Below are 17,241 nucleotides of genomic sequence, written 5' to 3' on the forward strand. Positions count from 1 at the left end.
GTGGGTTTTGCCGGGTGTAACCACACCGCGTTTGCCCCCCTGGGGCACGCGCCCAAAACCAACCGGGGTTGTGTGGGGTCGAGGACGGATTCGATCCGCCCTCGACCACTCTCACGCGCCGCCTACCCGTCGACCGTGAGCACCGTGCCCGCGGCGACCGTCAGGTTGCCTTCGCGCACAGCGAATCCCAGCCCCGGTTCCAGCGGGACGGCGCGGTCGAGGGCCACCGCCAGTTCGATGGTGTCGCCCGGCATGGCGCGCCCCTCCGGCAGCGTCACCTGCCCGGAGACGTCGCCCGTACGGACGAAGAACTGCGGGCGGTAGCCGCTGGCGATGGGCGTGCGCCGGCCGCCCTGCGCGGCGGTCAGCAGCCGGACGCGCGCGGTGAACCCGGTGTGCACGGCGATGCTGCCCACCGCCGCGACCACCTGGCCGCGCGCCACCTGACCACGCTGCACACCGCGCAGCAGCAGCGCCACATTGTCGCCGGCCTCGGCCGATTCCATGGTGCGGCCGAAGGTTTCGACGCCGGTGACCACGGCCTCGATCGCGCCGCCGTAGCCCAGCACCGCGACCTTGTCGCCCATCCGGACCACGCCGCGCTCCACCGCCCCCGTCACCACGGTGCCGCGGCCGGTGATGGTGAGCACGTTCTCCACGGGCATGAGGAACGGCGCGTCGAGGTAGCGCTCCGGCATGGGCACGTACTCGTCGACGGCGTCGAGCAGCCGCACCAGCTGGTCGGACCAGTGCTGGTCGCCCTCCAGCGCCCGCAGCCCGGAAACCGGCACCACGGGTACGCCGTCGCCGTCGTAGCCGTTGGCGGACAACAGCTCTCGTACCTCCAGCTCGATCAGCTCCAGCAGCTCGCCGTCGGCGACGTCGGACTTGTTGAGCGCGACCACGATGTGCTCGACGCCCACCTGCCGCGCCAGCAGCACGTGCTCGGCGGTCTGCGGCATCACGCCGTCGTCCGCCGACACCACCAGGATGGCCCCGTCGAGCTGGGCCGCGCCGGTGATCATGTTCTTCACGAAGTCGGCGTGCCCCGGCATGTCCACATGCGCGTAATGCCGTGTCGCCGTCTCGTATTCGACGTGGGCGATATTGATGGTGATGCCGCGCTCGATCTCCTCCGGCGCCCGGTCGATCCGATTGAACGGGACAAAAGCGGTGCCGCCGCGTTCCGCCAGCACCTTGGTGATGGCGGCGGTCAGCGTGGTCTTGCCGTGGTCGACGTGACCCATGGTGCCGATGTTCAGGTGCGGCTTGGTGCGGACATAGGCCTGCTTGGCCATGATGAATTCTCCATCCGGGATGTTCGAGGGGACCTCAGCAGCGAGCCGACCTTCCCCGTCTGAGGTCCCGGGACGTCCCGGAGAAGGTCAGCGTCGTGCGCCGTCGAATGCGGATGCCGCCAGGGCAAGCGCAGGGAGGTGGAGCGCAGCCATCGCGCCCGCGACTGCGGGGTATGCGGCGATGGACTGCGGGAACATGTGAGACATGCTGCCCGGCGGAAGCTGGCTCGCGCCAGTCATTTTCGTGCCGGGCCGAAGCCGCTGACGGCTACGAAGACCGCTGCGGCCAGGATCATGACGGCCGAAACCAGCAGTGCCACATCGAGTCCGTGATGGAAGGCGACCGTCGCCGTCTGCAGAACCTCGTTCACGTGCGGGGCGTATTTCAGCGCAGTCGCCAGGTCGACGCCCGCGGGGATACGCCCACGTTCCACCGCGTCGATGGCGATCGGCTGCAGGTTGTCCGGCAGCCCCAACTCGGTCATACGAGCGCGCAGGTCGGCGGTGAGGAACCCGTTGACCAGCGACCCGAGCACCGCGACTCCAACCGCCGCCCCCACTTGCCGCATGGTGTTGGTAGCCGCGGCAGCCATTCCCGAATGCTCAGCGGGCACTCCGGTCAGCACAGCGGAGGTCAACGGCACCACCGCGATCCCGAACCCGAGCCCGGCCACCGCCAGCGTGATCGCGAGCGGCGTGAATTCGACCGTGCCGTCCAGCGAATGCCGGGTCAGCAGAATCCCGCCCGCCCCCAGCACGCACCCCACGATCATCGGCATCCGCGCCCCACTGCGCGCCACCCAGAACCCCGCCGCCAGCGACCCCGCCACGATGGCGACCGCCATCGGCGCGAACACCGCCGCCGTGCGCCCGGCCGAATAGTGGATCATCACCTGCAGATACAGCGCGGTGAAGAAGAAGATCGAGAAGACCCCGAAGTACACCGCGAACGCGACCACCAGCGCACTGCGCACCGGCGGCAGCCGCAGATACCGGAAATCGAAGACCGGGTTGCGGACTCGCGTCTCGACGATCAGGAACGCCACGAACGCGACCGCCCCCACCACGAACAACACGATCACCGACGGCGCGTCATACCCCCGGCTCTCCCCCGTGATCGCCGCGAAGATCACCGCGCCCAGGAAGATCGCACCGAGCAGCGATCCGAGCCAATCCATCTGCCCCGGTCGCGGATCCGCGCTCTCGGGCACGTACCGCAACGCCGCCACCAGCACCACGACCCCGATGATCAGGTTGAACCAGAAGATCGACCGCCACCCCCACGCCCCGACGAGCGCCCCGCCCAGCACCGGCCCCACGGCCAGCGCCAGCCCGGACACCGCCGCCCACGCTCCCAGCGCCTTCGCGCGGGTTCTGGCGTCGGGGAACACCTGCCGCAGCACCGACAACGTGCCCGGCTCGGACGCGGCCGCCCCCACGCCCATGACCGCGCGCCCGAGAATCAGCACCGGCACGCTCGTGGCGAGCGCCGAAATCACCGATCCCGCACCGAAGATCACCAGGCCGATCACCATCACCCGTTTGCGACCCCACCGGTCGCCCAGCGATCCGGCGGCGAGCATCAGGCTCGCGAACACCAGCGTGTAGGCGTTGACGACCCATTGCAGCAGCTGGACATCGGTGCTCAGATCCGAGCGGATGTCGGCCAGCGCGACGCTGACGACGGTCGTGTCGAGGAAGGTCACGAACAGGACCGCGGTGACCGTGGCCAACGCGATTCCGGGCCGCGCCGCACCGCGCGACGTGCCACCGATTGCCACCTCCCCAGATTACGGGGCACCGATAGCGGCCGTCCGGTTTCGATCGGCGTGGCGGACGACCGCGCGATATCGGTTCGGCGACAGTCGATCAGCTCGACAGCGTCGCCAGCGCGCCCAGCTTCGGCACGCCCTTCAGCTCCGACCACGGGACGGTGACGTCGACGGTGCCCGCCGCATCGGGGGTGATCTGGCCCTGCGGGAAGTACAGGTGCACGCCCGCCGGGGTGGCGGTCCAGCCCGTGCCCTCGACCTTGACCTGCGGCAGGCTCACGTCGATGCGCACGTCGGCCTTGGGGCCGTTGGTCATCCGCGCGGAGGAGGACACGAAATGCTGGCGGCCGCGCTGCTGGTCGACGATCGGGTCACTGGTCACCGCGGGCGTGCCGACACCGCCGGGACCGCTGGGCGTATGCCCTGCCTCGCAGGCGGCCATGCCCAGCGACAGAGCGCATACGGCGATGACGGCGGCGGACTTCAACCGCATGGGATGCCTCCAGGGATTCGGGGGCGTCCGGTTCGTCGCCCACGATCAGAGTCGGTCCGGCGGCTTGGAACCGGCCAATGGCCCACCAATCGGCCCGGTGGCGCGCAGGATATAGGCGGTCTGCGGCGGCGGGCCCGGTTCCGGAGCGACGAAAGGTGAGGATCGGTGCAGGACAGGCGGCTGATCAGCGGCGGCTCGGCCCCTCTAGACTGCCGAACGGGGAGGTCGGTTTGCTGAGGTTCTCGGTACTGGGCGAGGTCCGCGCATGGCGCGGGGACACGCCCCTGGATCTGGGCCCGCCGCAACGGCGGGCGGTGCTCGCCGCACTGTTGCTGCGCGAGGGCAAGGCGGTCACGGCCGCCGAACTCGTCGAGGGCATCTGGGGCGAGGACCCGGTGCTGCGCGCCGTCCCCGCGCTGCGCACCCACGTCGCCAAACTCCGCCGCGAACTCGAACCCGACCGCGCCAATCGCGGACCCTCCAGCCTGCTGGTCTCCGTCGGCGACGGGTACGTGCTGCGACTACCGCCCGGCCACACCGACATTCACGACGTCGCGGGCCAGGTCGCGGCCGCCGAACGACTGCGGCACGAGGACCCCGACAGCGCCCGCGGCACCCTCGATTCGGCGCTGTCCCGCTGGCAGGGCGCGGCTCTCGGCGGTCTGCCCGGCCCGTACGCCGAACGCCAGCGCGCCCGGCTCGAGCAGTGGCGGCTGTCCATCCTCGAGGACCGGCTCGCCCTCGACATCGAAACCGGCCGCAGCGCCGAGGCGGTCGCCGAACTGGGCCCGCTCATCGAGGAACATCCGCTGCGGGAACGCTTCCGCGCGCTGCTCATGACCGCCCTTTACCACTGCGGCCGCCAGGCCGAAGCGCTCGACGAATACGGCCGCGCCCGCCGCGCCCTGGTCGACGGCGTCGGCGTGGAACCCGGCCCGGAACTGAGCGAGGTGCACGCCCGCATCCTGCGCGCCGACCTGCCGAGCGTGGCGCGCCCGGCCCCCGCCCGGCTCGCCCCGGCCCAATTGCCGCCCGACATCGCCGATTTCACCGGTCGCTCCCGGGTGGCCGAGCAGATCGCGGCCCAGCTCACCGGCGGCGGGCCGGCGGTGGCCATCTCCGCGGTCGGCGGCATGGGCGGGGTCGGCAAGACCACCCTGGCCCTGCATGTCGCCCACCAGGTGCGCGACCGATTCCCGGACGGCCAGCTGTATGTGAACCTGCGCGGCGTGGACCCCGACCCGCTGCCCACCGGCGACGCCCTGGGCGGATTCCTGCGCGGCCTCGGGGTCGCCGAGGGCGATATCCCGCCCGCCGTCGACGATCGGGCCGCGCATCTGCGAACCCTGTTGAGCGACAAGCGGATTCTCATGGTCCTCGACAATGCCCGCGACGCCGCCCAGGTGTCGCCGCTGCTGCCCGGCACGCCCGGCACCGCGGTCCTGATCACCAGCCGCTCCGCGCTCACCGAGCTGCCCGCGGTCCGCCGCACCCGCCTCGACGTCCTCGAACCCGTGGAGGCCATGACCCTGCTGACCCGCATCCTCGGCGCCGAGCGCGTTGCCGCCGAACAGGACGCGGCGTTCGCGGTGATCGAGCAGTGCGCGTGCCTGCCGCTAGCGGTGCGGATCGTCGGCGCGCGGCTGGCGGTGCGGCCGCAGTGGACCATCGCCTCCCTGGTCGCGCGGCTGGCCGACGAGAACCAGCGGCTGGAGGTCCTGCAGACCGGCGACCTCACCTTGGAGGCCGCCTTCCGGCTCGGGTACGGCCAGCTGAACACCGAGCAGGCCAGAGCTTTCCGTACCCTTGCCCGCGCTGATGTGCCCGACTTCCCGGTCGACGGGGCCGCCGCGCTGCTGGGCGTCCCGGTGCCCCAGGCCGAGCTGGTGTGCGAATCCCTGGTCGATCTGAGCCTGCTGGAGACACCCGCGCCCGGCCGCTACCGCTTCCACGACCTGCTGCGGCTGTTCGCCGCACACCTCGCGGGCGGCCACGACGCCGGTGAGGGCGAGGCCGAGATCGTGGCCCGCCTGCTGGACTACTACCTGGCCAGCACCAAGAACCTGCTCGGCGCACTGGATTACAGCAACACAACCCTGCTGCTGGTGCCCACCACCGTCCCGGGCCACAGCTTCGCCGGCGGTGCGGAAGGCCAGTCCTGGAACGATATCGAGCGCCCGGTGATCATCGCCCTGTACCGGCAGGCGGCCCGGCTGGGCGGCCGGGCGGTGGCGCTGGCCGCGGATCTGGCCTGGGTGATGGCGGAGCTGATGGACACCGGCAGCCGCGCCCGCGAACTCGCCGACGGCCTGAAAGCTCTGCTGGACACCGCGGTCCGGGACGACGACCACGCCAGCTCCCGGCGGCTGCGGGTGGCGCTGGGCGCCATGATGCAGATCGGGCTCGGCGAAGTCGAGGCCAGTCTCGAATTCCTGCAACCCATCTCGCAGCCCGCCGACGACGCCGAGCGGCGGTTGCAGGTGCTGGGCGAGATCCTGCTCGGGGTGGCGGATCGGCGCATCGGCAATACCAAGGACTCGCACCGGCACTACGCCAATGCCATCGCCTGGACCCGGGCGCTCGACGACCGCTCGCTGGAAGCCTGGATCCTGGCGCTCGCCACCCGCACCCTGTGCGAATCCGGGCAGTACGCCGAGGCGGTGGCGGTGGCCGAGCGGGCCATCGCGCTGGCCCAGGAGTCATCCAACGCGGTCGCGCTGGGCTGGGCCACCCACGAATTGGCGGCCACCCGGTCCATGCTCGACGACCACGAGCTCGCGCTCGAGCTGGCGGCCGACGCGGTGCGCATGACCCACCGCAACGGCGTGCGCCTGTGGGAGGGCTGGGCCCGCACCCGGCTGGCCCAGATCCACCTGCGCGCCGGGCACGACGCCGCCGCGGAATCCGAGGCGACCCAGGCCCTGCGACTGCTGAGCAAGGCGGCCGACCCCCTCGACCGGGCCCGCGCCCTGTTCCTGCGCGCCACCGCCCGCACCGGCGACGCCGAGGCCGCCGCCCGGGAGCACGCCGACGCCGCCGAGATCTTCCGCCGCGCCGGACTGCCCGCCCCGACCCCCGCGACCCTGTTCTCACCAGGGCCCGACCACTCATAGAGAACGTTTATTCGCTTTTTATCGGCCCGTGGGAACCTGCATCCACGCGGGCGCCTCGGGGCTGCAACCTCCGGGGTTCCCGCGCGCGATGAGGTCATGTCCGCATGCGTCACGAGGGGTGCGCATTCGGTTCATGCGGGTCGGACGGCCGTCGCCCACCGCGGCGACGGCTCCACCGCATCACCCGCGATCACACCGGGACGTCCAGGGCCAGACCGAGGCCACGCAGGTGCGCGGTGGCCGTCCCCGATTCGAACTCGGCTCGTTTGGCGGCCGTGAAGTAGCGCTGCATCGGATAGTCGAGGTAGATGCCGGTGCTGGCGTGCACGTGGACGGCCGTGTGCGCGACGCGGTGACCGGCCTCGGACGCCCAGAACTTCGCCACGTCGATCTCGGATTCCGCTGCCAGGCCGTGCGATTCCCGCCAGGCGGCCTGCCACAGGGTCAGGCGGACGGCCTCGACATCGATGTAGGCGTCGGCCAGACGCTGACGCACCGCCTGGAACGCGCCGATCGGCTTGTCGAATTGCTGTCTGGTGCGGGCGTATTCGGCCGTCATCTCCAGCGACCGTTCCAGGACGCCCAACTGGTGGGCGCAGACGGCCAAGGCCGCGCGGCGACGGGCCCACGCGGGCGCTTCGGGCGCTGAGATCGCGTCGGCCCACGGGATCAGGACGGTATCCAGTTCCAGCAGGGCCGCGTCGGTGCCGTTCACCGCGTGCTGCCGGGTGACCGTGACGCCCTCGACCTCCCGATCCACCAGGAGCAGAACCGAGTCCGCCCCGCTTCGAGCCTCGATCAGGTAGCCGTCGGCGAAGGCTCCCGCCGCGACCACCGAGTGGGAACCCCGGACCCGCCAGCCCTGCTCGCCGCGTTCGGCCTCGAAGGACGCGACGTCGCGGGCGAGTGCGGGCGCGAGCGTGCTCTCACCCCGCAACATCGGCCGCAGCCGGCGCCGCACCTGCGAGTGGTCGCCGAATTCGGCCAGTGCCGCCGCGACCACGGCGATGCTCGTGGCATACGGTGCGGGCGCGACGGTCCGGCCGATCTCGATCAGCACGCTGCATTGTTCGAGCAGCCCGTACCCGCCGCCGCCCGCCTGCTCGGGCAGCGCCGCGTCCAGCAGTCCCGCGCCGGCCATCGCGCCCCACAGCTCCGCGTCGAACCCGGTGTCCTCCGGGCGGGGATGCCGTCCGGCCCAGTCGGTGAGCAGTGCGCGGGCCAGTCCCGACAGGTCCCGCTGCGCCTCGGTGTATTCGAAATCCATTGTCCTGCTCCTGTGTTCGGCTCAGCGGGTGACGGGCAGCCCGAGGGCGTTCTTGGCGATGATGTCGCGCTGCACCTCGTTGATCCCGCCGCCGAAGGTCAGGATGAGCGCGGTGCGATGGAACCGTTCGAGTCGTCCGAGCAGCAGTGTGCCCGGGGAATCGGCGCGCAGCACGGCCGCGGCCCCGAGCACCTCCATGAGCAGGCGGTAGCCCTCGATGGCGAATTCGGTGCCGAACACCTTGGTGGCCGAGGCGTCCGCGGGGCCGAGCTCGCCGCGATCGGCGGCCCACGCGGTCCGCCAGTTGCGCAGCTTCAGGTACTCGGTATGGGCGTGCACGCGGGCCAGGTGCAGGCGCACCCATTCGGCGTCCATGACCCGGGTCCCGTCCGGCAGGGTGGTGGCGCGCGCCCACGCGACGACCTGCCGCAGCGACTCCTCGAGCGGTGCGGCCGAGGCCAGCGCCACCCGTTCGTGATTGAGCTGATTGGTGATCAGCGCCCAGCCCCGGTTCTTCCCGTGCACCAGGTTCGCCGCGGGCACCCGCACGTCGGAGTAGTAGGTGGCGCTGGTGCCGACACCGGCCATGGTGTGCACCTTCGTCCACGAGAACCCTGGCGCGGTGGTCGGAACGATGAAGATCGACAGCCCGGCGTGCTTGCCCGCCGCCGGGTCGGTGCGCGCGGCCAGCCAGATGTAGTCGGCGTATTCGATGAGGCTGGTCCACATCTTCTCGCCGTTGACCACCCATTCGTCGCCGTCGCGCACCGCGCGGGTGCGCAACGAGGCCAGGTCGGTGCCCGCGTTCGGCTCCGAATAGCCGATGGAGAAATGCAGGTCGCCCCGCGCGATCCGCGGCAGGAAGTAGGCCTTCTGTTCCTCGGTGCCGTAGCGCATGATGGTCGGCCCGACGGTGTTCACGGTCAGGTACGGCAGCGGCACGCCGGCGGCCGCGGCCTCGTCCAGGAAGATGAGCTGGTCGAGCATCGAACGTCCTTGTCCGCCGTGCTCTTCCGGCCACCCCAGTACCAGCCAGCCGTCCGCGCCCAGCCGGCGCACCACCTCCTTGTAGACGGTTCCGTCGCCGTGCTCCCCGCCCGGCCCCGACCGCAGCGCCGCCCGCACGTCGGGGGTGGCGAGGTCGGCGAAATACTCGCGCAGCCGCTTGCGCAGGCGGTGCTGTTCTTCGCTCAAACTGATGTGCATAAATGGAAGGTAGGAATCGGCCGGGCCGGATCCGCCCCGCTGGCAGGAAGCTGCCAGATTCCAGGGAAACCCCCGGTCACCTGCCAGGATCGGGGAAGTGATGCAGCGACAGCCGACCGTCGTGACCGGGCAGCCGGCCACCGGGATCGTCCGGTTCAGCCAGGACGGGCACTGGGACCAGGATGTCCACCACCTGCTCCGCTACGCCCGGCGCGAGGCGGTGGTGGCGGTCTCGAACCCCACCCACTCCACCGATCATCTCCGCCTGGGCCAGGTGGTCGTCGACGACCTGCTGGCCGCGGGCAAGGAGGTCCGGCTCCTCTACTCCCCCGACTATCTGGAGATCCGCGACCACCAACCGCTGCTGCGGCAATCCTCGCTCGGCGCGCAGATCCGCGTCACCGACAACGACTTCCACAACGTCCTGATCCTCGACCGCACCGTCGCGGTGCTGTGGAGCGGCGCCGGAGCCGATCACCCCTACGCCTACCTGGTCCGCGAACCGGCCGTGCTCCGCGCCCTGCACCAATTCGCCCTGCTCAGCTGGCAATCCGGCCACGGTCTCGCCGGCCGCGTCCACACCGACCCCATCGACCTGAGCCCCACCGCCCGCACGGTCCTCAACACCCTCAATCTGGGCCTCATCGACGAGACCGCCGCCCGCCGCCTCGAGATGTCCCTGCGCACCTACCGCCGCCACATCGCCGACCTCATGACCCGCCTCGGCGTGCGCAGCCGCTTCCAGATCGGGGTGCGCGCAGCCCAACTCGGCTTGCTGGACGAACCCCGGGAGTAGTCGCCACACCGGTGAGTACCCCCACCGGTGGCAGCGCGACACCGCGCACCTCTGCCGGTGGTGGCACCCTCGAGCACGGCACTAGACTGGGGCTTCTCCGCAGGTTGTCCTGGGGCACTGGGTCATTCGATATTGCTTGGCATGAACGTGGTGGCGGCGCTCGAGCTCAATATGACCAATGTCGACGACCCCCGAGCCGGGAATCACGAGCGGTATCGGGCCGCGCTCGAGATGGCCGAGTACGCCGAGCGGGTCGGGTTCGCGGTGGTGAATGTCGAGGAGCATCACGGGTCGGGCACCGGGTGGCTGCCCGCGCCGCTGCTCATGGCGGCGGCGGTGGCGGCTCGCACCGAGCGGATCCGGATCAGCATCGGGGCGTTGATCGTGCCGCTGTACGACCCGGTGCGGCTGGCCGAGGATCTGGCGGTGCTCGACAATCTGGCGGGCGGGCGACTGACCATTCTCGCCGCGATCGGGTACCGACCAGCCGAATACGCCGCGCTCGGAAAGGATTTCACGCGCCGCGGCAAGCTCATGGACGAGGCGCTGGAGATCATGCTCGCGGCCTGGCGCGACGAGCCCGTGCGACGCGGCGGGCAGTCCTTCGACGTCACGCCCAAGCCGTTCAGCAAGCCGCATCCGCATCTGCTCATCGCCGGAATGAGCCCGGCGACCGCCCGGCGGGCCGCGCGCTTCGGGCTCGGGCTGGCGCTGCCCTTGCCCGCACCGGAGGTCGAAGAGCTCTACGAGCGCGAGCTGACCCGCTGCGGCACAAGCGGTTACATCCACAAGCCCGAGCCCGACAGCCGCCACACCCTGCTGCACGAGGACCCGGATCGGGCCTGGCACGACTTCGCCCCGCACATTCTCACCGAGATCCGCGAGTACGCGTCGTGGGGCCGGGAGGGCATTCACCGCCCGCACGACGCCGTGCCGGATTCGGTCGAGTCCCTGCGCGCCCACGGCTATCTGGAGATCCTCACCCCGGCGCAGCTGCGCGACCAGATCGCGGCCGGGCGCACCGAGATCCTGATGAACCCGCTGATCGGCGGCCTGCCGATCGAGGCGGGCTGGGACAGCCTGCGCCTGCTGGGCGAGGACGTGCTGTCCCTCACCACCGTTCGATGACCCGACCACCGGCAAGAGGAAGTTCATGACAGATCTGCGCCCCGGGCGGCTGACGGCCGCCGCCAAGAAATTCCTGACCTGGGACGAGAATCCCGCCGTCTTCGGTGTCACCATCCCCTGCCCGGTTCCGGTCGGCATGGGCCTCGAGGACGCGCGCAAGCTGATCAACACCCTGATCGACACCCACGAATCGCTGCGCAGCCGATACAGCTACGGCGAGAACGCGTCCTGCGAGATCGAGCCCGAATCCGGCGGCGTCATCGATCCGGCCCGCGTCGACGTGCGGGCCATCGACATCGAGGACCTCGACGCCGAGGCGCTCACCATCCTCATCCAGGAGCAGTCCGCCGCGGCCAATCTGCGGCTGGACCCGACCGCCGGGAAGATCGTCACCGCGGCGCTGCTCACCCGCTCTTTCGACGTGAACATCCTGCTGTTCACCGCCCACCACATCGCCATCGACGGCATCTCCATGTGGGTGCTGTGGGAGGACATCGCCACCTACGCCCGGCAATGGGAAGCGGGCGAGGAGATCGCGCTGCCGCCGGAGCCGATCACCGGATCGGAGTGGGCGGAATTCCTCGACCAGTACGCGAAGACCCGGGTCGGCGAACGCGACTATTGGCTGGCCGCCTCGGACATCGAACCGACCACCCTGGACCGGCCCGCCACCCCGAAATCGGCGCATTTCGACGGCGTCATCGACGGCGCGCTGGCACAGCGCCTGCTGGTCGAACTGCCCGCCGCACTGGGGGCCAGCTACACCCGGATCCTGCTCGTCACACTGGGTTTGGCCATCGAGGACGCGACCGGCGTGGCCCGGCCCATCACCGTGCAGAAGCACGGCCGCTACAGTCGGCTGCGGCCCGGCACCGACCTGTCACGCACGGTGGCCTGGATCTCCGACGACTACCCGTGGCTGTTGCGCCCCGCCACCGGCACCCTGGGCGACCGGCTGCACGACGCCCTCGACGGATATCCCGCGCACCCCGAGGATTTCACGCTGCTGCGCTGGCATCACCCCGAAAGCTGGTCGCATTTCCTGACCTTCAACTCGCCGAAGTTCTACTTCAACTTCCTCGGCGACGTGGGCGTGTGGATTCCGGACGCGCATTCGCGGGAGCAGGCCCGGCTGAGGATGTTCGACATGAGCCTGTTCCTGGGCACCAGCAAGCCCGAAGGCGTGGAACAGGTGCACTATTCGGTGCACTCCCCCGACGGCGGCATCGGCGCGGATCGGATGCGGGCCATCGTCACCCGCTGGCTGACCATTATCGAGAGTGTGGAGGTCCGATGAGCAGGATCGTTCTGGTCGGCATCGGCAGTCGCGGCGATATCGCGCCGCTGACCGGGCTGGGTGTGGGGCTGCGCGACGCGGGACACGAGGTGGTGGTGGCCGCGCACACCCTGTTCGCGGAGCAGATCACCGGATGCGGGCTCGAATTCCGGGAGATGACCCACGATATCGACATCGACATGACCGATCCGGATGTCAATCGACTCTCCGCGGGCTGGAAGTTCTCCTCCCCCAAGGGAGTTCGCAGTCTCGGACTGGGCATGATCCGGGCGCTGCTCGATGAGCCCGCCGATGTCCTGCTGCTGCCGCCGCCGACGGAATACGCGGGCCTGGCACTCGCGGAAGCCAAGGGCATCCCCTCGATCGGGCTGCGGTTCCAGCCGTTGTCCGCCACCGCCGAGCACGCGCCGTCCGGCTACGGCGCTTACGATTTCGGCGCGCGCGGCAACCGGCTGGCCGCCGATTTCGGGGCCTGGTTCAACGACCGCTTCTACGCGGGCACCGTCGCCTTCTTCCGGCGCGAACTCGGGCTGCCGCCGATCTCGGTGTACGACCTGCGCCGGGCCCGGACCGCGGCGGGCTGGCCGATGCTCAACGGCTACTCCCCCAGTGTCGTACCGCGCCCGGCCGATTGGCGGGCCGGGCTGGAGGTCACCGGCTACTGGTGGCCGCCGCGCCCCGACGGCTGGGAACCGCCCGCCGAACTGACCGATTTCCTGGCCGCCGGTCCGCCGCCGGTGTTCATCGGCTTCGGTAGCATGGCCGACAGCAAGGAAGGCACCGCCCGCACCGGCCGGATCATCGCCGGGGCCCTGCGCCGGGCGGGCGTGCGCGGCGTCGTGCAGAGCGGCTGGCTCAACCTCGACGTCAGCGGCGACGACGTGCTGACCATCGGTGAGGCCCCGCACGATTGGCTGTTCCCGCGCATGGCGGCGGTGGTCCACCACTGCGGCGCGGGCACCACCGCAGCGGGGCTGCGCGCCGGCGTCCCGGCCATCGGCGCGCCCGTCTACGCCGATCAGCCGTTCTGGGCGCAGCGCCTCATCGATCTGGGCGTGAGCCCGGCGACCATCCCGTACTCGAAGATGTCCGAGGACCGGCTCACCGACGCCCTCCGGCGCGCCACCACCGATACCGCGCTGCGCGACAACGCGACTCGGGTGGCCGCCCGGATCGCCGCCGAGGACGGGGTCGGCCAGGCCGTGAAGGCCATCGAGGCGCACCTGGGCGCGCTGCGAAAGGGGTGAGGGTGTAACTCGCCCCGCCCGGACCACCCGCCCCCGCCGGGTCCAGCGGCCCGACTGTGGTTAGATAGCGCGCAGTTTCGCCTGGTAGTTGCTGTGCATCGAACCCTATTGGCTGCTATTCAGCGGTGGAGGCGGGCCTCTTGAGCGTGCTGCGCGGACATAAACTGCTCTACTCGAATCTGGCTCTGATCGTGCTGCTCGCGGTCGGAGCCGGATATCTATTGGTCTCGGTGGCGCGGGTGCAGAGACCGGGCAACACCTACGCGGTCACCGTGCAACTGGATCGCTCCGGCGGTCTGCAGGCCGGTAACGATGTGACCTGGCGCGGGTTCCGGGTCGGTTCGGTCCGATCGGTCGACATCATCGACGGCGGGGCCGGGATCGCGGCGACGGCGGACATCGAGAAGAAGTACAAGATCCCGGCCGACACCGAGATCGCGGTGGCGGCATTGTCCGCCGCGGGCGAGCAGTACATCGATTTCCGCCCGCACACCGACGCGCCGCCGTTCCTGCACGACGGGCAGGTGGTGCGGTTCGATCCGAGCAAGATCAGCACCCCGACACCGGTGTGGCAGACGCTGACCGACACCAATGAACTCATCGCCTCGATCGATCCGGACAAAGTGGGCGTGATCCTCGATCAGCTGGACATCGCGCTCGGCGGCGGGCCCGATCAGCTGCGCGGGCTCATCGAGGGCTTGAGCGTGGCCACCACCGGATTGGACAACCGGCTCCCGCAGACCGTCAGCCTGTTGCAGAACCTGCAGATCATCGCCGGAACCACCTCGCTCGCGCAGCCGGATCTGGGCACGGTGACCCGCAATTCGTCGATCCTGGTCGAACAGGCCCGCGCCGCCGACAGGGAACTGCGCGGGCTGCTCGATCGCGCGCCCGAGCAGATCGCCGTCCTGGACGGCACCCTGGACCGGAACATGGATCCGATCCAGAGCCTGGCCACCACCATGCAGGCCATCGTGCAGGCCGCGCTGCTGCGGCTGCCCGCGGTGCGGGCGCTGTTCCCGGCCCTGGTCATCGGCACCTCCGCCATGGGCGTGCCCGCGCACGACGGCGAGTTCTACACCATCGTCGACATCTGGACCCGGCCGTGGTGCCAGTATCCGGTCCCGGCGTTGGCGGCATTCCTCGCCACCGACCGCACCTTCGGACGCTGGAACTACTGCGACAATCCGCCCGACGACCAGCAGATTCGCGGATCCGCCAATGCGCCGCGCCCGAACATTCCCAATAATGGCGCGCACCGGCCGACCGGCGTCGACCCGCAGGAACGCACCCTGCCGCCGGTCAAATGAACCCTCCGCCACGCCCGGGAGCGGGGCGGATTCGGCGTGCCGTGCATTTCGAACGGGCGTGTCGGCGTGCCTGACGCGTTTTATCCCGCGAATCGCCCACGGCACCAGTCAGAATGATCTACCGGTACCCCTTGGTCCCGTGCTTGTGTCAACGGAAGAGTCCCTTCGCCCTGGCAGGCGAGTTCGAACAGGGCGGTGGGCAAGGCTAGGAGAGGGTCGAACGCGATGAGCAGCAGAAGTTCCCTCGGTTTGGCGGCGCGCTCGGCGGTCTTCGCCGGCGTGGCGGCCGCAGGACTCGCGGCGGCGCCCGCGCAGGCCGAACCATTGTGGCCCGGCGGACCGGACGTGCCCGGTATTCCGGCGATCATCCCCGGCATCGCCCCCGGCGATGTCAACGCGCCGTGTGCGACGGCAGGCGCGCGCGCCTGCCTCAAGCTCAGCACCAACGAGGCGTGGCTGATGGACAACGGCAAGGTCATCTTCGGCCCCACCCCCATCTCCCACGGCATGCCCGGCTACGAGACCCCGCCGGGCGTCTTCCACGTCGCCTTCAAGAAGCCGTTCCACTGGAGCACCATGCACAACGCCCCGATGGAGTACGCGGTCTTCTTCAACGGCGACATCGCCTTCCACATCGGACCGGTCGACAAGAAGTCGCACGGCTGTATCCGGATGACCCCAGACGGCGCGCGGGAGTTCTTCAATTACCTGAACCCCGGCGACATCGTGGAAGTGGTTCCGTAGCAACACCTTCCGGTGGCACCTCGGCGCGGGACCTCCCGTGCCGGTGTGCCACCGGTCTTTTCGGCGCCGGATCAGGCGGCGCAGTTGTGGTACGCCGTGATCAGCCAGCGGCCCTCCCGCCGGACCAGGGTCCAGGTCGCGAGCACCCAGCGGTCGGCCGGGGCCTCGGACTCACCGGCCATGAGAATGGCGGCGCGGCTGACCACCACGGCGGTGTCCGGGGCCGGGAACCGCACCTGCTGGGGTTCGTCCAGGACGCTGGAGCCGCGCAGCGGGCCCGCGAATCCGGCGGCCATGCCGTCCCGCACCGCCGCGCGGCCGCTGCGGAACACGCCGGGCAGGATCGAGGTGGCGTCGGGGTCGTAGTCGGCGACGAAGGCGTCGGCGTCATTGGCGGCCCAGGCGACGTAGAGGTCCTTCAGGACGGTCAGGACGGCGTCGCGGTCGGTGGTCTCGCGGACGGCGGTGTGGTTCATGGTTACTCCTCGGTCGACGGCCGCCCGGTATGGCGGCTCACGAGTACCTACCGGCGAGGTGTGCCCGATTCATCGCTCGCGGTGTAGAAAGTTCCGCAGGGCCCTGTTTCGACCGGTGGGGGCCGGGTTTCGAGGAGTGAGAGCATGGCGGACACCGACTTCGCGGCGCGCACCGACCGATATCGGCGCGAATTGCTGGCCCATTGCTATCGCATGCTCGGGTCGGTGCAGGACGCCGAGGATCTGGTGCAGGAAACCTATCTGCGGGCCTGGCGCTCCCGCGACGGCTACGACGAGACCCGGGCCGGGATGCGGACCTGGTTGTACCGGATCGCCACCAATGCCTGTCTGACCGCGCTCGAACAGCGCGGGCGGCGGCCCATGCCGTCGGGGCTCGGGCACGCTCCCGGCGACGATCCGCGCGAGGAACTCGTGCACGGCGGGGAAATCCCGTGGCTGCAACCGATTCCGGATGTGCTGCTCGGCGATCCCTCCGACGCCGCGGTGGCGCAGGGCAGTCTGCGACTCGCCCTGGTCGCCGCCATGCAGCAGTTGCCCGCGCGGCAGCGGGCGGTGCTGGTGCTGCGCGAGGTGCTGGACTGGCCCGCCGCGGACGTGGCACAGGCTCTCGACATGACTCCGGCAGCCGTCAACAGCGCCTTGCAGCGGGCGCGGAAGACGCTCGGCCAGAACGGTATTCGCGAGGACGAGGTGACCGAGCGGGCCGAGCAGCGGGCCGTGGTGGACAACTACGTCACCGCCTTCCGCAACGCCGACCTGAGCGCCCTGGAGAAGCTGCTGTCCCATGACGTGATCATGGAGATGCCGCCCATGCTCAATTGGTACCTGGGCCGCGCGGCGTATGTCGGGTTCATGGCGCGGGTGTTCGAATGGAAGGGCTCCGATTGGCGGTTGGAGCCGGTGTGGGCCAACGGCCAGCCCGGGTTGACGGCCTATTCCCGCGACGGCGACGGGTACGAGCGGCACACGTTGCAGGTCTTCACCGTGCGCGACGGTCTCATCACCAATCTGATCGTCTACCAGCTCGACGAGATCTTCGACCTGTTCGGCATGCCGCCCCGGCTGCCCTGACC

General features: G+C 70.2%; 14 protein-coding genes. 8 read left to right on the plus strand and 6 right to left on the minus strand.

Annotation, left to right across the window (positions count from 1 at the left end; translation table 11 throughout):
- Positions 1–122 precede the first annotated feature (122 nt).
- From tuf to ACFV4K_RS13110, 3 genes are all read right to left on the minus strand, one after another.
- Entirely contained in the window at positions 123–1,298 is a 1,176-nt protein-coding gene (tuf, locus tag ACFV4K_RS13100) for an elongation factor Tu (RefSeq protein ID WP_379274589.1), read from the minus strand.
- 236 nt (positions 1,299–1,534) lie between these two features.
- The gene (locus ACFV4K_RS13105; protein ID WP_379274591.1) at positions 1,535–3,079 is read right to left on the minus strand and encodes an MFS transporter; all 1,545 of its coding nucleotides are present in this window, start codon (positions 3,077–3,079) and stop codon (positions 1,535–1,537) included.
- Between the two features lie 88 nt (positions 3,080–3,167).
- Entirely contained in the window at positions 3,168–3,563 is a 396-nt protein-coding gene (locus tag ACFV4K_RS13110) for an RsiV family protein (protein ID WP_379274592.1), read from the minus strand.
- A gap of 230 nt (positions 3,564–3,793) precedes the next feature.
- Between ACFV4K_RS13110 and ACFV4K_RS13115 the strand changes: the two genes are divergently transcribed.
- Positions 3,794–6,676, plus strand: coding sequence for a BTAD domain-containing putative transcriptional regulator (locus ACFV4K_RS13115; RefSeq protein ID WP_379274594.1), 2,883 nt, complete (start codon positions 3,794–3,796; stop codon positions 6,674–6,676).
- Between the two features lie 190 nt (positions 6,677–6,866).
- Here ACFV4K_RS13115 and ACFV4K_RS13120 read toward each other — a convergent pair whose 3' ends face one another.
- Positions 6,867–7,943 (minus strand): acyl-CoA dehydrogenase family protein, encoded by a 1,077-nt coding sequence (locus ACFV4K_RS13120; RefSeq protein WP_379274596.1) that lies wholly within the window; start codon positions 7,941–7,943, stop codon positions 6,867–6,869.
- A 21-nt stretch (positions 7,944–7,964) separates the two neighbouring features.
- On the minus strand, positions 7,965–9,149 hold the full coding sequence (locus ACFV4K_RS13125; protein ID WP_379274598.1) for an acyl-CoA dehydrogenase family protein: 1,185 nt from the start codon (positions 9,147–9,149) through the stop codon (positions 7,965–7,967).
- A 97-nt stretch (positions 9,150–9,246) separates the two neighbouring features.
- On the opposite strand from ACFV4K_RS13125, the gene ACFV4K_RS13130 reads away from it, so the two are divergent.
- The 6 genes from ACFV4K_RS13130 (at position 9,247) to ACFV4K_RS13155 (ending at position 15,671) form a co-directional block, all read left to right on the plus strand.
- Positions 9,247–9,945, plus strand: a complete 699-nt coding sequence (locus ACFV4K_RS13130) for a hypothetical protein (RefSeq protein ID WP_379274599.1) — start codon at positions 9,247–9,249, stop codon at positions 9,943–9,945.
- 141 nt (positions 9,946–10,086) lie between these two features.
- Complete coding sequence (locus ACFV4K_RS13135; protein WP_379274601.1) at positions 10,087–11,073, plus strand: LLM class flavin-dependent oxidoreductase; 987 nt, start codon at positions 10,087–10,089, stop codon at positions 11,071–11,073.
- A 25-nt stretch (positions 11,074–11,098) separates the two neighbouring features.
- Entirely contained in the window at positions 11,099–12,370 is a 1,272-nt protein-coding gene (locus ACFV4K_RS13140) for a condensation domain-containing protein (RefSeq protein ID WP_379274602.1), read from the plus strand.
- On the plus strand, positions 12,367–13,617 hold the full coding sequence (locus ACFV4K_RS13145; RefSeq protein ID WP_379274604.1) for a glycosyltransferase: 1,251 nt from the start codon (positions 12,367–12,369) through the stop codon (positions 13,615–13,617). The genes ACFV4K_RS13140 and ACFV4K_RS13145 overlap by 4 nt, the downstream gene beginning before the upstream one ends.
- Before the next feature lie 146 nt (positions 13,618–13,763).
- Positions 13,764–14,927, plus strand: a complete 1,164-nt coding sequence (locus ACFV4K_RS13150) for an MlaD family protein (RefSeq protein ID WP_379274651.1) — start codon at positions 13,764–13,766, stop codon at positions 14,925–14,927.
- Positions 14,928–15,152: 225 nt separating this feature from the next.
- Complete coding sequence (locus ACFV4K_RS13155; RefSeq protein WP_357084405.1) at positions 15,153–15,671, plus strand: L,D-transpeptidase; 519 nt, start codon at positions 15,153–15,155, stop codon at positions 15,669–15,671.
- Between the two features lie 71 nt (positions 15,672–15,742).
- On the opposite strand, the gene ACFV4K_RS13160 is transcribed toward ACFV4K_RS13155, so the two are convergent.
- The gene (locus ACFV4K_RS13160; RefSeq protein ID WP_379274606.1) at positions 15,743–16,147 is read right to left on the minus strand and encodes an SgcJ/EcaC family oxidoreductase; all 405 of its coding nucleotides are present in this window, start codon (positions 16,145–16,147) and stop codon (positions 15,743–15,745) included.
- Positions 16,148–16,291: 144 nt separating this feature from the next.
- On the opposite strand from ACFV4K_RS13160, the gene ACFV4K_RS13165 reads away from it, so the two are divergent.
- A complete protein-coding gene (locus ACFV4K_RS13165) occupies positions 16,292–17,239 on the plus strand; it encodes a sigma-70 family RNA polymerase sigma factor (protein WP_379274608.1) in 948 nt (315 codons plus the stop codon).
- Positions 17,240–17,241: the final 2 nt, after the last annotated feature.

Origin of the sequence: Nocardia sp. NPDC059764 (assembly GCF_042732555.1) — a bacterium.
Taxonomy (GTDB): Bacteria; Actinomycetota; Actinomycetes; order Mycobacteriales; family Mycobacteriaceae; genus Nocardia.

Bases quoted from the DNA above. Each gene is read 5' to 3' on its own strand.
- tuf (WP_379274589.1), bottom strand. From the start codon at position 1,298: ATGGCCAAGCAGGCCTATGTCCGCACCAAGCCGCACCTGAACATCGGC.
- ACFV4K_RS13110 (WP_379274592.1), bottom strand. From the start codon at position 3,563: ATGCGGTTGAAGTCCGCCGCCGTCATCGCCGTATGCGCTCTGTCGCTG.
- ACFV4K_RS13120 (WP_379274596.1), bottom strand. From the start codon at position 7,943: ATGGATTTCGAATACACCGAGGCGCAGCGGGACCTGTCGGGACTGGCC.
- ACFV4K_RS13125 (WP_379274598.1), bottom strand. From the start codon at position 9,149: ATGCACATCAGTTTGAGCGAAGAACAGCACCGCCTGCGCAAGCGGCTG.
- ACFV4K_RS13135 (WP_379274601.1), top strand. From the start codon at position 10,087: ATGAACGTGGTGGCGGCGCTCGAGCTCAATATGACCAATGTCGACGAC.
- ACFV4K_RS13140 (WP_379274602.1), top strand. From the start codon at position 11,099: ATGACAGATCTGCGCCCCGGGCGGCTGACGGCCGCCGCCAAGAAATTC.
- ACFV4K_RS13145 (WP_379274604.1), top strand. From the start codon at position 12,367: ATGAGCAGGATCGTTCTGGTCGGCATCGGCAGTCGCGGCGATATCGCG.
- ACFV4K_RS13155 (WP_357084405.1), top strand. From the start codon at position 15,153: ATGAGCAGCAGAAGTTCCCTCGGTTTGGCGGCGCGCTCGGCGGTCTTC.
- ACFV4K_RS13160 (WP_379274606.1), bottom strand. From the start codon at position 16,147: ATGAACCACACCGCCGTCCGCGAGACCACCGACCGCGACGCCGTCCTG.
- ACFV4K_RS13165 (WP_379274608.1), top strand. From the start codon at position 16,292: ATGGCGGACACCGACTTCGCGGCGCGCACCGACCGATATCGGCGCGAA.